Genomic DNA, 19232 nt, shown 5'->3' with positions numbered 1-19232 from the left:
TTAATACTTCAGAGCTTGTAAGTTTTTAATTTTTTGCAAAGTACTGTTATTTAAAGGTTTTCTATATTTTAAAACGCTAAAAAAATGAAAAACCACTTCAAACATCGCACGCCAAAACAAGCTAAAATAAGTAAAATCTTTTAAAGCATATTTTTTAAAATTATGCAATATGGTTTTAACGATGGGCCAGAATGGATTTTTACGATACACTAAAAAAAAGAAGATGGTATTTTTCAACTGCTTTTGAAATCTAAAATAATATTTTCCTTGTGCCACACGTTGCTGTTTGTCTACTCTATGATTTACGAGTATAGAATTGTCATAAACAATATCATATCCTGCATTGAGCACTTCATAAGCTACACAAGTTTCCTCGCCGTAAATATCCATCCACAAAGGGAAACCATTGGTTTTTTGATATACTTCATTTTTAATGGCAAATCCACAACCTACAAAATCATTGGTTGTATAAAAAATGGGTTGTTGTTCTGCTTGCAATAGCGCCTCAGCATCGGAAGCAAACAATCCTCTAACTTCTTGGAAAGCAATAATACCTAAGTTGGGATGATTTTCGAATACGGACTTACATTTTTCAATACAAGTCAAAGTTAAGGGATGAGCATCATCATCTAAACCAATTAAAATCGATCCGACTGCGTTTTGATACAACCGATTTCTTGCTGGTGAAGCACCAATGCTTTTTGCAACTCCATACCACTTTACCCAGGGAAAATCGGATTGTATGGCTTGAGTTGCAGCGCAGCCATCAACAAAAACAAGAACTTCATGTTTAGAAGGCTCTAATAGTAATCGGATTTTCTCCAAAGTAAAAGCCAAAGCTTCTGCCCTATTTTTAGTGACTATAACAAAAGAAACTTCCATGTACTTATTTTATATTTTTATACAAAGAAACAATTTTATCTTTTAAAATATGGCGGTCACAATTGTTTTTCACAAAGTTAACATTTATCGTTCTAGCTTCTTTTCTAAGTTGCTCATCATGAATTGCTTTTGAAATTAACGTAGAAATTTCAGTAAGATTTAAAGGATTTTGAATTAAAAACCCATTTATGCCATCCTTAATAATTTCGGCAGTAACATTTCCCGGATTAGATTGAATAGGAAATGCGCCCATTCCCATAGCTTCAATTAACGAATTGGGCATACCGTCTGAAATACTATTTCCAATGTAAATACTACTTTCACCCATAATTTGAAGCAATTTATCATTGGGAAAATAACTTGTTCTTGCAAGAATTCGCACCTCTAATTTTTGAAAATAGTCAGAAGAATTAACGAAATCTTCAACATTTTTATCGGCACTAAAAATTACCAAATCAAACTTTTGGAGTTGTGCAATAGGAAGTTGAGTGAGTGCTTTACAAACTTCGAGCGCTTTACCCACGCCATCATCATATCCTTTAATAATTATTTTGTTTCTTTTCTCAATTTCTAAATTATAATTTGAATCGATGGTAACCCCACCATTTCCTGGATACACACCTAAATAGGTATGGGCATAACCCAATTCATTTAAAATTGAAAAATCTCTTTGGCAATCTGTAATTAAATAATTTACTCTTTTTAAACAATTTCTAACCTCTTCGATTTTCATTCCTAAATAAGAATAATTAAAAACATCACTGCCCCAGGAAGAGTAAATCCACGGAATTGTATTTTTTTCCATTACAGATAAAATAGGCCACACCGCAAGTTGCATTTCAAAACTATGCACGATATCGGGTTGAATTTCATGAAGCATTTTTTCGAAAACAGCCGTTACTTTTCGTTCATTATAATTTTGTACGAATTTGTAAAACGTTGGGAAATAATGTTTCAACCTACTTCTGAAAGGAAAATTCCATTTTAGTTTCCAACCGTTACTTTGTTTTACCCATTTTATTTTATCAGAAAATCCGGCACCATCTGTAATATCAAACCAGTGTACTTCATAGCCAGCGTGTTCCAATTGGTTAACCCATTGAAAAAAATGATGATTAGGAATGGCTACCATGAGTATTTTCATACGTTATACTTTTAGATAAGGTTTTAGAAAAAAATCGCCTCTTTTTACAATCTTTATCAAATTAAATAAGACTCTAATTCGAATTAATTTTGTTTGTAAAGCAAGATTAAAAGCTAATTTATTTTTGGAAATGAAGGTCAAACATTTTTTGGCTTCTTGATATTGTTTTGCGGCTAAACCCAATCTGAAATATCCTAAAACTTGTTTTAAAATAATCAGTTTAATGGTTTCCGAATTTTTCAAATTTAGAACCGTTTGTTTGGCAGCTAAATAAGAATTTAAACCCGAAGAAATATTCTTAAAAAAGGTGTTGGTTAAGGCATCATGACCTTTTCTATAAAAAATCAAATACTCGTTAATGATTTCAATTTTAGGATTTTCATACAAGGCTCTGGCATATAATTCATGATCTTCTAACATATTTAAATGCGTAAGAATAGGCAAATGCTTGTGAATGAAATCTTTTTTCCATAATGGAGCCACCATCATCATTTCAAATTTTCCTGAAACAAAATCATCGAATGCCGAATGTGTAATTACCAAGTGATTGGAATCTGAAAATTGAAATAATTGATTTTCAAACTGATTAGAAAACTGTTTTAATTTACAAACAACAACATCTGCATTTGCTATTTTATTACTTTTTGCTAACAAATGATTGGGATGCATAATATCATCACTATCAAAAAACTGAATGTATTGCCCTTTTGAGACTTCATACGCATAATTTCTACAAGCACTTGGTCCTTTTGGAAGGTATTCGGGTCTTTTTAAAAAGATAAATCTGGAATCTTTTTCAATAAATGCTTCCACCACTTCTGCCGTTTGATCTGTGCTTCCATCGTCGACAATGATACATTCCCAATCTACAAAAGACTGGTTAACAATAGATTCTAGGGTTTCAATGATTAGCGTTTCTCTGTTATAAACAGGCATTAAGATGGAAATCATTATTTTACGGTATTATAAGCGTAAAGCATACCCGAATTTACGGCTAATTTTCTGGAAAAAACGACAAAATGATTTTCAACAAGAATTTTTTCTAACATTTCGCTACCTTCATCATGCCATTCTATCATGTAAATCTTTGCTTCTTTGATAAGATTGGTTGCATTTAATTTTTCGAAAATTTCATATTCTGCTCCTTCACAGTCAATTTTTACTATAAAGTTTGCTTTTTCATTCTCTTTTTGAATGGATTGAAAAACTTCTGATACAGCTTCAATTTGTACTTCACGTGTTTCTTTAGATTTAGAAATTTGATAACTGGCACTTTTTTTACCTCGTACACCCGTATTTCCTTTCCAATTCGAATCGAATAAAAATGTTTCTTTTCGTGAATTTTTTCCTAAACCAATGTTTTTTGCAATAATTTTGTTTTTATACTTCGGATTCAAATTAAAATTATACAACGCATTTTCATACGTATCAGGAACCGGTTCGAAACCATATACCTTGCTTACGGAATGCATTTTTGAAAAAAACAGACTGGCAATTCCGATATTCATTCCAATATCTAAAACTACGACTTCTTCATTTAGTAAAAAATTATAATCGTAATCGATAAAAATTTCTGCAATAATAAAAAATTCTTCAAAAGATTCTACTTCAATTTCTAAGCCATCAATGGCAACACAAATTCCATTATTTGCATCTTTAAAATGAATCGTTGGGAAGTATTTTTCTAACTTAACCACATATTCGTAGGCTTCTAAAAACAACTCTTTGTGTTGTATCACAGGATATTTCGCTAAGTATTCCAATCGTTTTTTAAACATTTTATTTCTGTTTATCAATCGGAAACCGGCTTTTTTTAATAAGTTATGTACTAGTTGTTTCATAAATTTAATACCAAAAAGTTTTTAATTGTTGTTTTGTTAATCCTTTACGTAAAAGTAACATGTTATATATTTTAGTATTGGATAGTGCTTTTACCAATAGTTTTTCAATTATTTTTTTTACAAATGATTTACCAGGCTTAAAGTTTGAAATTGCTGGAAACGGAATTTTTTCAGTTTCAGATAAAGCGCTATAATATTCTTTTTGCCACAATTCGGTTTTATTACCTAAATGATACGCGTAATTATCATATGTCGCTAAACGATACCCGTCTAAATCAAATGGTGGTTTGTCTAAATATTTCCCTTCACTATTCCCTCCTAATTTAAAAATACTGTTTTCTTTCGGAATATTTTTAAGATATTCTTTTTTATAGGTGGCAACAAAATGGGTAGCACTTACAACGGCTAAAGTATCATTTTCTGCTTTTAATGTAACAATCACATCTTTAAATCGCGGTTCAAGGGAATCCCAACCAATACTTTTGGCAAATTTTTCTAAGGCATCTGGATTTTTAACAGGTTGAAAAGCTAACTTTTTAGAAAAAAAATAGTCTACCCAAATATTAGCCGTATAACTCAATTGATTTCTAAAAACCGGTACTGGAGATACCACTGCAGCTTTTGGAAAAGAGGAGAATACATGAAATACTTCTTTATCCCAATCATTTACAAATAAAACATCTGCATCGGTAATGGTTACAAATTCTTCATCAACCGTACGCAACACTTTTAAAATTGCATTTAACTTTCCAATATTTTGAGTTTGGATAACTAACTCATCAATTAACTTTTTCTCTTTTAATTCTAAAAGTTTATAATTGATAGAATCACAACAATGATCGCTAATCACAGAAACTAAATTAGGATAAGTTGAAGTTTTGTGAAGAGACATTAAAGTCATTTCGAAAATCTCAAAAGCTTCACTGTAATACTCATCTGTATGGGGTATATATAAAGGAATGATTACACGATGGTTTACTTCTCGTTTCGAAATGGTTTGCTCTTTTGAAGTATTTGTTCCTTTTCTCATGTTGTAAATTTTAATTTGGAATAAAAATTAAATTTCCCAAATCATTACTTATAATTGTCTTTCCAATAAATTTATAATTTTTACTTTCCAAATAAGAAGTGAGTTCCGATATAATATCATCTTTTAGAGATAAATCAGATTCTATTAAAATAACTTTAGGCCTGTATTTCTCCCAATCATTTGTTTGTAAAACCTGTAAATCTAAACCTTCTACATCAATATCAAAAAAGTCTAATCTGTCATGAGGTTGTAAACGTTCGTCTAAAATCTCTTTAATGGAGAGTAAGGGAACTTTTATAGTTTTTTTTATTTTATCTTGTAATTGATTCGCATGAATAAATGCATCACTAAATGTATTCATCGAACTATTTTGAAACATGTAATAATTTAAATTCGAGTCGGACGGGCCAATTCCTGCATTAATAAAAATGTCTTTTGGTCGGTATTTTTTAAATAATGAAGTAAGTTCTGGATTGGGATCGATACAAATTCCTTTCCAGTTTCTTAGATAAAAAAAATAAGTATTAGAGGCCTTTATTGGATGCCAAGAACCAATATCTAAATAAACACCTGGACTGGCGCTATTTAATAATTTGTATACTTGTAAATCATCTCCAGAACGAGCAAAACTAATGGGAAAGTATTTTCCAATTAATTTTGTAATAAACATTTTAACCGATTGTTTTAAGGAATAATAAGTCATTAATAATCGAATTTTTTGGGTTTATTGAATTGAAAAGAAATTTGATAGAAAAATCTCTTAAAACTGTAAAACACATCTACAAAAAATAGTTTTGTAAGACGCAAAACAGAGAAAAACAAACCAGCAAAACAATTTTTCAAACTATAATCTTGATGCCAAATTTGGTAATTACCAACGATATCGTTTTTAAAACGGAAAAATTCTTGCGCTTTAGTACGTTTGATTTCATAATTAAAAACAACTGGAGCGAATTCTATATCAAAACCTGCTTTTAAAACCCTTTTGGTCCAATCTTTGTCTTCAAAAGTAGGAACATGTTCATTAAATGGAATTTTTTCCCAAACCTTTTTACGAAATGCAGAACCCGAAAAGATCAAACCTGATTTATTCGGATCTACTGTTGCAGAAATATCATTTATGTAGTTTTTATAGTCGTTAGTGGTATGCAAACATCTGGTTCCGGCTAGGTTCGGATTCGCGTCAAATTTTTGTTGAATCACTTTAAAAAAATCGGGACTAACGGGATAAGAATGTGCACTAAAAATAACTACAATATCGTTTTTCGCTTTTTGAGCAGCAAAATTAGCACTTCCTCCGTAACTGAATGTTGAAATCGTTTCAAATCTAGCTTGATATTTAGTCGCAACTGCTTCAGACGTATCAGTAGATAAATTATCGATCACCACAATTTCATCGATATCAGCAGCATATCTATTTCTTAGATTAGAAAGGAGAAATTCTAAGGCTTTTGCTTGATTTTTAGCTCTAATTACAACAGATATCATAAAATTTTCTTTAGTTTTTCATACATTTTAAAAACAAATGTATTTTTTATTTTTGAATTAAACTGTTTTAACAATTGATTTTCATGAAAAGCCAAAATAGGATTGCCATAATGTACATCATAAATAGCTTTATTCTTGGTATAAATATAATCATATAAACTGTAATAGTAACCCGGTTCATTTTTGAAACGATTGGTTAAACTTTCTTTTTCGTGTTTTCTATAATGGAATAGCACTTTAGAAATTTTAACTACTACAGCATCTAAAGTTAAACTGCGAATCCAAAAATCCCAATCTTCAAAAGATTTTAAATTTTCGTCGTAGCCACCGCATTTTTCCCAAATGGATTTATTAAATACGGTGCAGGCCACAAAACAATTTTGTATCAATAAAGTGGTATAGGTATAATTAGGTAATTTATTTAAACCGGTTTTACTACCAAAAAATTCAGTATCAAAATGTATAACTGCAGCTTCTGGATTTTTATCTATGGTTTTTGAAACTTCCAACAAACAATCGGAAGTAATTAAATCATCGGCATCTAAGGGAAAAATAAATGGTTTTGTGGCTTTTCTTATCCCAAAATTCCTAGCACTTGCAAGGCCTCCATTTTCCTTTTTATAGTAAGTAAATCTATTATCTTTTGCTGTAAATGCTAACAGGATTTCCTCAGAAGCATCTGTACTACCATCGTTAACTAAAATACACTCCCAATCCTGAAAAGATTGTGCTACAATGCTATTTAAGGTTTCCGCAACAAAAGCAGCTTGATTATATACGGGTACAACAATAGAAATCATAAGAGAAGAATCAGTTTAATTTTTTAAGAAAACGAAAAGGATAAAGTAAAATTTTACCTAGTTGGTATTCTAATGAGTTTTTATATTTGAATATAGTATTCCTATGTAAAGAATTCATTCGAATCATTTCTGAAGTGTAATAATCAAAATTTTCCATAAAAACGTCTTGATGTTTTTTGAATATATACTGTCTCAAAGGCACATCATGTTCGGTAAGTGCGGTTTTATCTCTGGATGTTTTTTTAATACGATAATGTGATAAAACTTCTGGAACAATCTCCATGGTCCAATTCTTTTTCAAAATAGCGAGCCAAAATTCCCAATCTTCATATCCTGCTTTCATGTTTTCATCAAAACCACCTACTTGCTCCCAGCAAACTTTTCGGAACATGGCATTAGAATTCCCGTTATTTTTCAAAAGAAAATTAGTGACTTTACCGCCAGTGGGTTGAATCACTTCTTTTTTTCCAGTAGCTTCATTAAAATTTAATCGATAAGAACTTACTATACCAACTTCAGACTGAGATAGAAGTACTTGTTTTGTTTTCTCCAAAAAAGTAGGTGCCATAAAATCATCAGCATCTAGAGTAACGATAAAGTCTGTGGTGGCCTTTTTAATTGCATTATTTCTTGCTATACTTACACCTTGGTTGGTTTGATAAATAATTTCTAAATTTTCAACTTGCAATTGGTGTAAAACCTGAATCGTTTCTTCTTTGGAACCGTCATCTACAAGTATAATCTTATCTGCTTTAAGTGTTTGCTTCACAACAGAGTCAACTGCTTGTTGAATATAAGCGCCATCGTTATAACAAGGAATAATTACGGTAATGTGGGATGAAACAGACATTGTTACTATTTTTTAAAATACTTTTTTAAATAAAAACGAATCATGTAATAAAAAATTTTGGGGCGAGTCATTAACAATTGAACTAATGGTACAAACACTAAATTATTTTTGTGTTTAACCATTTTACATATTCTATATTTTTCCTCTTCAAGTAAAGAATTGAAATGCGTTGTGGCATAAATTTCAGATTTTGTATTTACCAACTCTAATAAAACTATCGTATCATAGGCTTCCCTAATTGCTGAAATACTTGCTACCAAATCATCTTTAAATAAAATAGAATTGATATTTAAGGGTACCGAAAGCCTACACAACATAGTAAACTTTATCCGATTAGAAATTTTTCTTTGTTCTAAAAACCGTGTGGTACTCACTTGATTCGTATGTCTTCGATAGTGCAACAAAACAGTATCTAAGTTAACCATTTTCCCCATAAAAATTAACCGAGTCCACAAGTCATAATCTTCAGCTGGTTCTTTTTGAATATCGTAAAAAATATTATTTTCTCTAAAAAAAGAAGTACGAAAACAAACTGAAGGATGTAAAATACATGAAGCTGTAATCAATTTTACTTTCAACTCTTCATAAGAAAGGGGCTGTTTACTTGTCCAATTCGAACCAATAAACTGAAATTGCGTACCGCATAAAAGTACATCAGGATGCGCGTCCAAATAAGCGATTTGCTGTTCAAAACGTGTGGGCAAACTAATATCGTCACTGTCCATTCTTGCTATAAATTCTCCCTTTGCAATAGCTAAACCCATATTTAAACTTTGGGTATAACCTGTATTTTCGGGTTTTTGAATCAAATGTATTCTAGAATCTTTATAAGATTGAATAATGGCTACAGATAGGTCGGTAGAAGCATCATCGATAATTAGTAATTCAAAATCGGAAAACGTCTGATTTAAAATACTATCTACCGCTTCCCTTAGATACAATTCTGAATTGTATACCGGCATTAAAACAGATATTTTTGGTGTTGTATTCAAAATTGTAATTATAAAGTTATCCAAGTTTCTGGAAGGATGTCACGAGTATCAATAGTAGCATCTGTAAACCATATTTTTGGTGCAACCACTATTTTTTCCGAAGATGCATTGAGCCAAGCACCCCACCAACTAAAACTACTATTTGCAATAATATGATGGTTACAACTCGACATCAAATGTAAGTCTTCGAAATTATGTAACGCATCATTGAAATCAACATAATGTGTTTCAAAATTTGTTGAAAAATTTTCTTTTACCCATGGCATATCATCAGAAAATATAAAATAAACAGGATGTGGAACTCTTTTTTCTATATAACGCATGGCAGCTTGATAATATAAGGAAGTATCCGTTTCATGTTTCGGATTACCAATATAATCTCCCCTACGAATATGAATAGAAACAGCAGTAACTGTTCGCATATAAGCGATGGTTTCTAATGTTTTTGCTTGTAATGGAGTGATAATTTTAAACGCATCTCTTATTTCATTTTCATACGCTATAAAATATTTTTGCGATTGAAAGTAACCAACTACATGAAGTTCATCCGCTTTTATTTTAAAAACTTCAGGATTGTATGCAAAACTTTCTTCTTGATAATAAACAATTTTTTTATACAATCGTTTCAGTCTTCTAATCCATATATTTAAAGCAGGTTGAAATGAAGGCTGAATATTGAAATGATGTAAACCATAACGATGTAAAGTATACCATTCAAAATTAGAAATATCTAATTTCAACTTTTGTTTCGTTTGTAAGGCAAAAGCTTTAGCAAAGGCATATTGAAACATTTGATTTCCCAAACCATCTTTTATTTTTACAACAATCATGGTAAATTATTTTAATTTCCAATTTTCCCAAACAAATTCGTACTGATAAGTTAAAACATGAGTTTCTTGTAATCTAGCTTGAATAGCTTGCATGCGTTCTTTGGCATTTTCAAATAAAAAATCATGAAATTGTACTTGAATATTTTCAAAAATACCTATCAAATTAGCATCTAATAAAGATTCTAATACTTCATACTCGCCACCTTCAATATTAATTTTGATTAAATCTACTTTGGTAATAGCGTTAGATTGGATGAAATTTACAATAGATTTCAATTGAATAGTTTCCGTTTCTGCAGTTTTTAAAAACACTGAAGAAGAATTATCAGACATACTAATTGGAATAGAACAATCTTTTCCTGCTAAACCATATTGAAATGGAATAACTTTTGGAGTAGTAGCAAATTTATTTTGAATAATTGTATAAAAAGCGAATATAGGCTCAAAAACATAAATTGTAGGCTGGTATCGGTTGTATATTACTTCCGTAAATTCACCTTTATAACCTCCTAAATCAAAAACAACAGAATTTTGATCTAACGGATAATTTAAACGTAACGTTTCGTCACCCTTTGCTTTTATCCAAGGTTTTACCCTTTGGTATTGTAGTGCATCATTACCACGTAACGATTTTCCGTAAGCATCATATCGAATCAGTCTTTTTATAATTTTCTTCAATTGTGTAATCATGATAGTTTCTTCAATTTATTATAAACTAGTTTTAATATTTTTTTTATGGGATGGTAAGGTAAGTAATTTAGTTGTAATTGAAACTTTTTCTTTTCTAAGTTCGGATTCATTTCTTGTAAAAAGGAAACAATCCAAGGAAAAAATTGATCTTCTTCTAAACTCTTTACTTTTTGATTTTGAAGACTTTCCTTTCTTTTTTCATAGGCATCGTTCGCAATGGCCTGTTCTATAATTTGAATCGCTTCATCAAAGTTACCAATATCAATTCGAATAAAAGAAGCTTCAGAAACAATTTCTTCTAAATTCGGACAACCGTAATAAAAAGGAAGCGTATTGGCGTAAATACAATCAAAATATTTTTCTGTAACCCAATCCTCGCAAAAATCATTTTCTATCGCAATGGTATATTTATAATCAGCTAACACCTCCCATTTATCATCAAAATCAACAATCCCTCTTCCAAAAACATCTAATTGGTCACCAAAATGTTGTTTAAGTTGTTGGACAAACTCGAGTCGCTTTCTATGCCCTACCGTAAAAGCTTTGTTCGAAGAAACAACAGAGAGTAATTTCGTTTTTTTAGGTAAAGTATTGGCACATAATTCATCGTAAGATTTTCCCACAAACCAAGGGTTGGCATTATGAGAATACAAAATATTACGATGTTTTAACTCTCTTTGAACTGTTATGACCAAGCCGAACTGATCTAAAAAAGGTTGTGTAAATTTCGGACTCGTAGCATAACATTCACCCGGAATAAAGATTATATTTTCAGGATTACATGTTACAGTTTCTACTTGTAAATTATAATCGGTATAAATGATCCAAAAATCACATTCCTTCAAATTATCATCCACTACAAACTTATAATCTCCCCAAATCTGAGAAAAACTGGACGTTTGTCGGAACAAAGGAAAATCATAATTAAAAGTAAGTTTTACTATAATCATAACTTAGATTTTTTTCCATTCCGGATTCATAAAAAACAGACCCGCAGCACGTGGTAAATTTCTTGAAGTATATGCTCCTCCATCTATAATTTCAAAAGTTAAGGCGTTTTGAATACAATCAAACACCTGATGTCCAGTAGTGCTAGCAGAAGTGAGCGTTATATAATACAACCCAGGAAAAAGTCTAATGTCTTTTAACTGAATTTGAAATTCTTCTATTTCATTTTCATGATGAATTTCAAAATTAGAATCTCGAGGCATCATATGAAAAACAGGCATTTCTTCTGTAGTGAAAATTTGAATGCCCATTTCACTTCTTTTTTCAGTTGAATTATTTTTAATTTGAAGTTTGATAATCAAATCATCTCCAATGGAAAATTCTTGAGTGTTTTTTTGATGTTGATTGAAAATTTCAATAGATTGAAACTGTATATTTTTACTTCCACTTCTGCTTGTTTCGTCGTCAAAAACTACTTTAAACTCAGTTGATTTATTAATATCAGAATATACATCAAGTGCTTCATTTACAGTACCATCAAACTTTAATCTTCCGTTTTCTAAAACGATTCCGCGAGTACACAAACTCTTTACTGCTGCCATATTGTGACTCACAAATAAAACGGTTCTACCTTCCGATTTAGAAATGTCTTGCATTTTACCTATCGCTTTTTTCTGAAACTCGGCATCACCAACAGCTAAAACTTCATCTACAACTAAAATTTCAGGTTCTAAAAAAGCGGCAACAGCGAAGGCCAAACGAACGGTCATACCACTACTGTATCTTTTTGTAGGGGTATCGATGTAGCGTTCACAACCTGAAAAAGCAATGATCTCATCTAATTTAGACGTGATTTCTTTTTTGGTCATTCCTAAAATAGCACCGTTTAAATAGATGTTTTCTCTACCAGTTAATTCTGGATTAAAACCTGTTCCTACTTCTAATAAAGAGGCAATTCTTCCTTTTGTTTTAATTACTCCAGTTGTGGGTGCGGTAACTTTTGATAATATTTTTAATAAAGTAGATTTTCCGGCACCATTTTTTCCAATAATACCTACAACTTCACCCGCATTAATTTCGAAATTAATATCTTGTAAAGCCCAAACATATTGGCTAGTACCTTTTGAGCTTCTGTCGTTCACTTCACCTACCTTTAAATACGGATCTTCTTTACCACGTATGGTATGCCAAAATCGATTTAAATCGTGACTTAAAGTTCCAGTCCCAACCGTACCTAAACGATATTGTTTAGAAATATTTTCTGCTTTTAATATGACTCTATTTGGATGCATTTATTTTTTTATTTTACGAATTGGCATATTGATAAATTGATAAATAGGCTGATGGATTAAACCGTATCAATAAAATTTTTCTCGGTTTTATTAAAAATCAATAATCCTATAAAAAACAACAAAATAGTGATTCCAAGGGTATAAAGAACTCCAAACATAGAAACTTCACCTTCTGCCAATAACAAATAACGCGAGGTTTCAATAATATAAGCCAACGGATTGTAACGAACTAACCAAGCATAATCAGGTAATTTTTCTTGAAGTAATGCAATTGGATACATTACGGCAGATACATACATTAGCAATTGCACACCAAATCCGATAAGAAAAGACAAATCGCGATATTTGGTCACTAAAGAGGAAATAATCATCCCTAAACCTAAACCTAAAACCCCCATTATTATTACCAAAACTGGAAATAAAAACACAAACGGACTACATGATAAAGCTACACCAGCCAAACTGTAATACACATAAAAACCTATAAAAATAAGTAACTGTATAGACAATTTTAATAAATTAGATACCACTATAGAAAGCGGCATAATTAATCGAGGAAAATAAACTTTCCCAAAAATACCCGCATTTTTTTTAAAGGTATCAGAAGTTTCGTTCAAACAGGTAGTAAAATAATTCCAAACAATAATTCCTGCTAAATTATATAAAAAAGGAGGTGTTACTCCGGTTTCAATTCCTGCTACACTATTAAAAATAATAGTAAAGGTAACCGCTGTAAACAAAGGTTGAATTAAATACCAAAGTGGTCCTAAAATAGTTTGTTTATAAACCGTAACCACATCTCTTCTTACGAAAAGAAAAAGCAAATCTCTATAATTCCAAATTTCTTGTAAATGCAACGAAAAAAAGTTGTCTTTAGGTTTGATTTCATACAACCAATCGTCTTCCGGAATTTTATCTGTATTCATGTATATACTAGCATTAATTAGTGTCCAAAAATAATCTTTTTATATACACCAACAAAATGAAACCCAGCAACATTATTTTTTTTATAGTTTATTTAAAATAAGATAACATGTCACAACAAGATAAAATGACAAATCAAACTTCACACTTCCAAACCTCGTACTTCTCACTTCGTACTTTTCACTTCTCACTTCGTACTTCTAACCTCGTACTTCGTACTTCTCACTTCGTACTTCTCACCTCGTACTTCCAACCTCGTACCTCGTACTTCTCACCTCGTACTTCCAACTTCGTATTTCGTACTTCTCACCTCGTACCTCGTACTTCCAACCTCGTACTTCGTACTTCTCACTTCGTAATTCCAACCTCGTACCTCGTACTTCTCACCTCGTACCTCGTACTTCTCACTTCGTACTTCTCACTTCGTACTTCTCACCTCGTACTTCTCACCTCGTACTTCTAACTTCTAATTTCGTACTTCTCACCTCGTACTTCGTACTTCTCACCTCGTACTTCTCACCTCGTACTTCCAACTTCGTATTTCGTACTTCTCACCTCGTACCTCGTACTTCCAACCTCGTACTTCCAACCTCGTACTTCCAACCTCGTACTTCTAACCTCGTACTTCTCACTTCGTACTTCTCACCTCGTACTTCCAAAGTCCTAAATCGTACCATTTGTCTCAAACAGTACCATTTGTCTCTTGACAAGGCTAAAAAAGAACTGTAGTTTTGCTTTCAAATAAAATATAAGAAACCAATGGCAAAAATAGAGGCGCCTTTTCAAATTAAAGGCACACTAGATGAGTTGAATTTTTATGTCCAATCTGGTGAAAATTATGTCCGTCTAAAAGGGAAATCCGGAATTACAAAAGAGCAATTTGCAACGAATCCAATATTCGATAGAATCAAACAGCACAGTTCTGAATTTCGAACTTGTGTAAAAAAATCATCGGTATTTCGTACTCTAGCTAAAACATTTTTCGATCAAGCCAAAGAAGTATCTTTTGCAGGAAGAGTCAATAAATTATTATTTGAAATTTTAAGTGAAGATACCGAAAACCAAATAGGAAGCAGAACTATAGAAAAAGGGTTACAATCTGAACACCTAGAGGAAATCATCATAGGTTTTGAAGCCAACAAAATGAGACCTTTAAAAAAAGTACTTCCAAAAAACATCCTTTTTATTTGGGAGCAAAACAAGTTAAATTTACAAGAAATCAATCCAGAACAAGATTTCTATTGGCCTGAAGAAGAAGCCAATCAAGTACACCTACAACTTGCAATTGCAAATTGGAATAGCAAAGAAGATCTTTGTGAAAATCAATACAGCAATGAAATCATATTAGAAAAAACAAATACCACCTCAAAAATCGACTTCACCGTAAAGTCATTATCATCAAAAGAAATAGTGATAGCCTTTCTATTCATTGGTTTTTCAATTAAAAAAAGAAACAAAACCAAACTGTTACATAGAAAATGGAATACAACTACCATTATAGGAATTCAAAATCACCTGTCACCCAAATTGTAATTCGTAATTCGTGCTTTGTAATTCGCGAAAAACAAAAACATCAACTATCTTTGTAAAAAAATATAACATGTTATCTCTTTTCAAATCTAAGCCTACTTTAGCCACACTAATTCCTGCAGATTATACCGACATTCATTCCCATGTTTTACCAGGAATTGATGATGGTGCTAAGAACATAAAAGACACTAAATTTTTATTAGAAGCAATGGTAAGTTTAGGTTTTAAAAATTGCATTACAACGCCACATACCATGGCAAATGTGTACAACAACACCATTGAAACCATAAATAAAGCAAAAGAAACGGTATCCAATGATTGGCCTGATTTGGCAAATAAACTAAATTTAAAAGCCGCTTCAGAATATTTTATTGATGAAAATTTTATTGAAAATTTTAAATCAAATCCCTTATTAACCCTCAAAGACAATTATGTTTTGGTGGAAATGTCATTTTTAAATCCGCCTATACAGTTGCACGAATATTTATTTGAATTGCAATTGGCCGGTTATCAACCCATATTGGCTCATCCAGAAAGATACATGTATTATCATTCAAATTTTAAGGAATTTGAAAGACTAAAAAAAATGGGATTGAAATTTCAGATAAATTTATTGTCAGCTGTTGGTTATTATGGCGAAGAAGTCATGAAATCCGCTAACAAATTACTTCAAAATCAGTACATAGACTTTGTGGGCTCCGACATACATCATAAACAACACGTAGATTCGTTTCAACGAAAAGTGGTAATAAAAGAAATTAAAGCCCTCGAAACCGCCATGGAAAACAACCAGTTTTTCAAGTAAAAACTAAAACCCAAATTCGTTAAATTATTTCTTTGTAAATAGAGTTTTCCACCAAGATTTAGTTTCAACTTCTACGCCATAGCCATAGCCGTAGCCATAGCCGTAGCCATAACCCTTTTGAGAATCGGTATCATTTATTAAAATAGACATATTTGGCAACTTAGATTCATCATACAATTGTTGAGGCAATTTCAGCATGCGTTTATCTAAATAATTGGCTCTGGTAACATAAACAAATGCATCGGCTAAATACCCTATAATCAGCGTGTCTGTAACTAAACTTACTGGTGCAGTATCTACAACTATGTAATCGAATTTAGTTTTCAACTCTTCAAATAATAGTGCTACTTTCTTATCCATCAATAATTCAGCTGGATTGGGTGGAATAATTCCGGCAGGAAGCACATAAAAGTTGGAATAATTATCAATTTTAACAATTAATTCATCTATGGAACTGTATTTATTTGAAGATAAATAATTCGTTAAACCTACAGTTGGAACTTGTAAATACGTATCAATTTTTGGGTTTCTTATATCCAATCCTATCAATAAAACCTTTTTATCCGATAAAGCTATTGTAGAAGCCAAATTTACAGAAACAAATGTTTTTCCTTCTTTAGGAAAAGTAGACGTTACAAAAATAGTTTTGGCTAAGCCTTCTTTTACATCTTTTAGAATAAATTCGAGGTTAGTTCTAATGATACGAATAGCTTCTGCTGTATTGGTTCTACTATTTAACTGAATAATTTCATTTGGATTTTCAGCTTTTGGCACATCTCCAATAAATGGAATGGTTGTATTTCTTTCAATATCTAATCTTGATTTGACTTTATTATCAAAGAAATTTATCAAATAGAATACACCAAAAGGAACTAAAAGTCCTAATGCTAAAGCAATAATATAAATGACATTTCTATTAGGAGAAACTGGAGTAGCCGATGAAGTAGCATCATCAATCACTTTAGCATTTGGCTCAGTTACTGCCAGTGAAATAGCTGTTTCTTCCCTTTTCTCTAACAAATACAAATACAAGGCTTCTTTCACTTGTTGTTGACGAGCGATAATCCTAAATTCTTTTTCTTGTGTAGGAATTTGAGAAATTCGACCTTCAACAATGGCATTTTGACGGGCTAAATCGTTCTTTTTAATTTGTAAAGACGATTTTAATTGTTGCAAACTAGCACCTACAGTATAACGTAGAGAAGCAATTTTTTTATCTAGTGCTAAAACCACAGCATTTTTTTCACCTGCCGTTTTTAACAGACGATTGCGTTCCAAAACTAACGTATTGTATTGATTAATAACATCGGAAGCATCAACATCAGCGGTTAATATATTAGCTGGAATTAAATCTTCCGATTTATTGGCTTTTAAATAATCAATTAATGTAGTAACAACTTTTAATTGGGTTTCCGTTTCAATTTCTCGTTTTTCAAATTCACTGGCATTTTCTAAAAACAAACCAGCCTCCGAGGTGATATCGGTTACTTTATTAGACTTTTTAAATTGTTCAGCATCTTTTTCTACCCCTTCCAATTCGTTATAAATCAAACGCAATCGTTGCTCTATGAATTTAGATGTGTTTTCACCTATAAAATTTTTATCTTCTATAGCGTCTTGATTGTAATTTTTTACCAATGCATTTAAAAAGTCTTTGGCTCTTAAATGAATCGGATCAACAAAATTTAATTCTATAACACTCGTATTTTTACTTAATGTCATTACTTTCAAACGACTTCTGTAATTATCTGCCAAACCTTCAATAGGAAGTACCTCCACACGAATTGAAAATTCTTTTAACGAATTTTCGGAATTAAATTTATCTTTAACAACAGAAAAATCGCCGGTTAAATAACGAATCGATTGTCCGTATTTAAAAGTTCCGAAAAGTCTTGAATTAATAAAAACCTCAAAAGTATCAGAAGTTTGGGAAACTACTTTAAACTGATGAAACTCATTATAAAAATTTGGACTTTGGTTATAAAATATAATTTTTATCGGGCAATTATTGTAAATTTCGCCATCTTTTATTCGTCCTTCGTTGATATAACTGATATTAAAACCTAATTCGTTAAGGGTTTTTTTAATTAACTTTCTAGATTTTATAACCTCAATTTCGTTGTCAACATTACTCTTGGCTCCTTTTAGCATTCCTAAATCGGAAAAAGCAGAAAGCTCCGAAGCCAAACCACCTTTTCTATCATCTTTCACTAAAATAGTAGAGGTGGCATTATACAATGGAACTGTATATCGCAAATATAAAAAGGCAATTAGTAAAGAAACGGTCACACCGATTACAAACCATTTCCAATGTATAAGGTACTTTTCGAATTGCTCTCTAAAGTTGATATTCTGATCTAAATCATCTTCATGATGTACACGATATGGCTGCATAGTTTATTTTATAGTTAAAGCTAAGATAGTAACCACTAAGGAAAGTGCTGAAATTCCAACAGTTAAATTAGGTCCAATTACAGATGAATTGACACGTGTTTTATTGGGTTCTACATAAACTACGTCATTTTGAGTTAGGTAATAGTTGGGCGAGTTTATGAAATCTGTTTTGGTAATGTCTATTTTTTCATAGGTTTTTACCCCATTTTTCTCCCTAATTAATAAGATACTATTTCTTTTTCCGTAAATGGTTAAATCGCCTGCTAAAGCAAGGGCTTCAACAAGTGTTACCCTTTCTCCTGAAATAGGAAAAACCCCTGGATTGGCTACTTCTCCTAAAACTGATACTTTAAAATTCAGCAATCTCACATTAACAATTGGATCAGATAAATGACCATTTTTTAATAAATCTTTAATTTTATTTGTAGCTTCAATTCGTGTTAAACCACCAACTTTAATGGTGCCTAACATTGGAAATTCAATATTTCCATCTTGATCAACAACATACGCTTGATTTCTCTCTTGAGCTAAAATATTTTCTGAGTTACCTTGAAAAGCAACTGTTTTCAAATTATAAGGCGAAGCGGCTTCAGCATTTTCAGAAGAAACAATAATTAGCAATTGATCGTCTGGTTGTAAAGTGGTTTCAAATTTCACGTTAGCATCTAACTTTCCTGTACTACTTAAATACACCATTTTTGAAGGTGAAGTACAAGATGCCATGGTTACTAAAATTAAAAAAAAACGAAATATATGCTTGTTCATTAGACCTATTTTTTACAAAGATAATTT

19 protein-coding genes are annotated in these 19232 nt (G+C 31.4%); 2 read left to right on the top strand and 17 right to left on the bottom strand.

Annotated features, from left to right (window positions below; all coding sequences use genetic code 11):
• Genes G4D72_RS03270 through G4D72_RS03200 form a run of 15 tightly spaced genes read right to left on the bottom strand, consistent with a single transcriptional unit; the run spans position 1 to position 13713 of the window.
• Positions 1-882, bottom strand: a complete 882-nt coding sequence (locus G4D72_RS03270) for a glycosyltransferase family 2 protein (protein ID WP_166076184.1) — start codon at positions 880-882, stop codon at positions 1-3.
• Between the two features lie 4 nt (positions 883-886).
• Positions 887-2026 (bottom strand): glycosyltransferase, encoded by a 1140-nt coding sequence (locus G4D72_RS03265; protein WP_166076183.1) that lies wholly within the window; start codon positions 2024-2026, stop codon positions 887-889.
• Positions 2027-2029: 3 nt separating this feature from the next.
• A complete protein-coding gene (locus G4D72_RS03260) occupies positions 2030-2977 on the bottom strand; it encodes a glycosyltransferase family 2 protein (RefSeq protein WP_166076182.1) in 948 nt (315 codons plus the stop codon).
• Entirely contained in the window at positions 2977-3867 is an 891-nt protein-coding gene (locus G4D72_RS03255; protein ID WP_166076181.1) for an FkbM family methyltransferase, read from the bottom strand. The genes G4D72_RS03260 and G4D72_RS03255 overlap by 1 nt, the downstream gene beginning before the upstream one ends.
• A gap of 4 nt (positions 3868-3871) precedes the next feature.
• Positions 3872-4897: a glycosyltransferase family protein gene (locus G4D72_RS03250; protein WP_166076180.1), complete on the bottom strand. Its 1026-nt coding sequence runs from the start codon at positions 4895-4897 to the stop codon at positions 3872-3874.
• 10 nt (positions 4898-4907) lie between these two features.
• Positions 4908-5567, bottom strand: a complete 660-nt coding sequence (locus tag G4D72_RS03245; protein WP_166076179.1) for an FkbM family methyltransferase — start codon at positions 5565-5567, stop codon at positions 4908-4910.
• Between the two features lie 32 nt (positions 5568-5599).
• Positions 5600-6385, bottom strand: coding sequence for a glycosyltransferase (locus G4D72_RS03240; RefSeq protein WP_166076178.1), 786 nt, complete (start codon positions 6383-6385; stop codon positions 5600-5602).
• On the bottom strand, positions 6382-7185 hold the full coding sequence (locus G4D72_RS03235) for a glycosyltransferase family 2 protein (RefSeq protein WP_166076177.1): 804 nt from the start codon (positions 7183-7185) through the stop codon (positions 6382-6384). Before G4D72_RS03235 ends, G4D72_RS03240 begins: the two co-directional genes overlap by 4 nt.
• Positions 7186-7195: 10 nt before the next feature.
• Positions 7196-8035, bottom strand: coding sequence for a glycosyltransferase family 2 protein (locus G4D72_RS03230; protein WP_166076176.1), 840 nt, complete (start codon positions 8033-8035; stop codon positions 7196-7198).
• Positions 8036-8040: 5 nt separating this feature from the next.
• Complete coding sequence (locus tag G4D72_RS03225; RefSeq protein ID WP_207784870.1) at positions 8041-9027, bottom strand: glycosyltransferase family 2 protein; 987 nt, start codon at positions 9025-9027, stop codon at positions 8041-8043.
• Between the two features lie 8 nt (positions 9028-9035).
• On the bottom strand, positions 9036-9857 hold the full coding sequence (locus G4D72_RS03220; RefSeq protein WP_166076174.1) for an alpha-1,2-fucosyltransferase: 822 nt from the start codon (positions 9855-9857) through the stop codon (positions 9036-9038).
• 6 nt (positions 9858-9863) lie between these two features.
• Positions 9864-10547, bottom strand: coding sequence for an FkbM family methyltransferase (locus G4D72_RS03215; RefSeq protein WP_166076173.1), 684 nt, complete (start codon positions 10545-10547; stop codon positions 9864-9866).
• Entirely contained in the window at positions 10544-11497 is a 954-nt protein-coding gene (locus tag G4D72_RS03210; protein ID WP_166076172.1) for a glycosyltransferase family 10 domain-containing protein, read from the bottom strand. Before G4D72_RS03210 ends, G4D72_RS03215 begins: the two co-directional genes overlap by 4 nt.
• 3 nt (positions 11498-11500) lie before the next feature.
• Positions 11501-12787, bottom strand: a complete 1287-nt coding sequence (locus tag G4D72_RS03205) for an ABC transporter ATP-binding protein (RefSeq protein WP_166076170.1) — start codon at positions 12785-12787, stop codon at positions 11501-11503.
• 56 nt (positions 12788-12843) lie between these two features.
• On the bottom strand, positions 12844-13713 hold the full coding sequence (locus G4D72_RS03200) for an ABC transporter permease (protein WP_166076169.1): 870 nt from the start codon (positions 13711-13713) through the stop codon (positions 12844-12846).
• 757 nt (positions 13714-14470) lie between these two features.
• On the opposite strand from G4D72_RS03200, the gene G4D72_RS03195 reads away from it, so the two are divergent.
• Entirely contained in the window at positions 14471-15244 is a 774-nt protein-coding gene (locus G4D72_RS03195; protein WP_166076168.1) for a hypothetical protein, read from the top strand.
• Between the two features lie 67 nt (positions 15245-15311).
• Positions 15312-16046 carry a tyrosine-protein phosphatase gene (locus G4D72_RS03190; RefSeq protein WP_166076166.1) on the top strand — a complete coding sequence of 245 codons (735 nt, stop codon included), beginning with the start codon at positions 15312-15314 and terminating at the stop codon, positions 16044-16046.
• A 24-nt stretch (positions 16047-16070) separates the two neighbouring features.
• Here the strand turns inward: G4D72_RS03190 and G4D72_RS03185 are convergent, their stop codons facing one another.
• Positions 16071-18440, bottom strand: a complete 2370-nt coding sequence (locus G4D72_RS03185) for a GumC family protein (RefSeq protein ID WP_166076165.1) — start codon at positions 18438-18440, stop codon at positions 16071-16073.
• A gap of 3 nt (positions 18441-18443) precedes the next feature.
• Entirely contained in the window at positions 18444-19205 is a 762-nt protein-coding gene (locus G4D72_RS03180) for a polysaccharide biosynthesis/export family protein (protein ID WP_166076164.1), read from the bottom strand.
• Positions 19206-19232 lie beyond the last annotated feature (27 nt).

It is taken from the genome of Flavobacterium difficile, from assembly GCF_011392115.1.
Classification (GTDB): Bacteria; Bacteroidota; Bacteroidia; order Flavobacteriales; family Flavobacteriaceae; genus Flavobacterium; species Flavobacterium difficile.
Note: the sequence above shows the minus strand (reverse complement) of the source record. Positions and strands in the feature narration are given on the sequence as shown.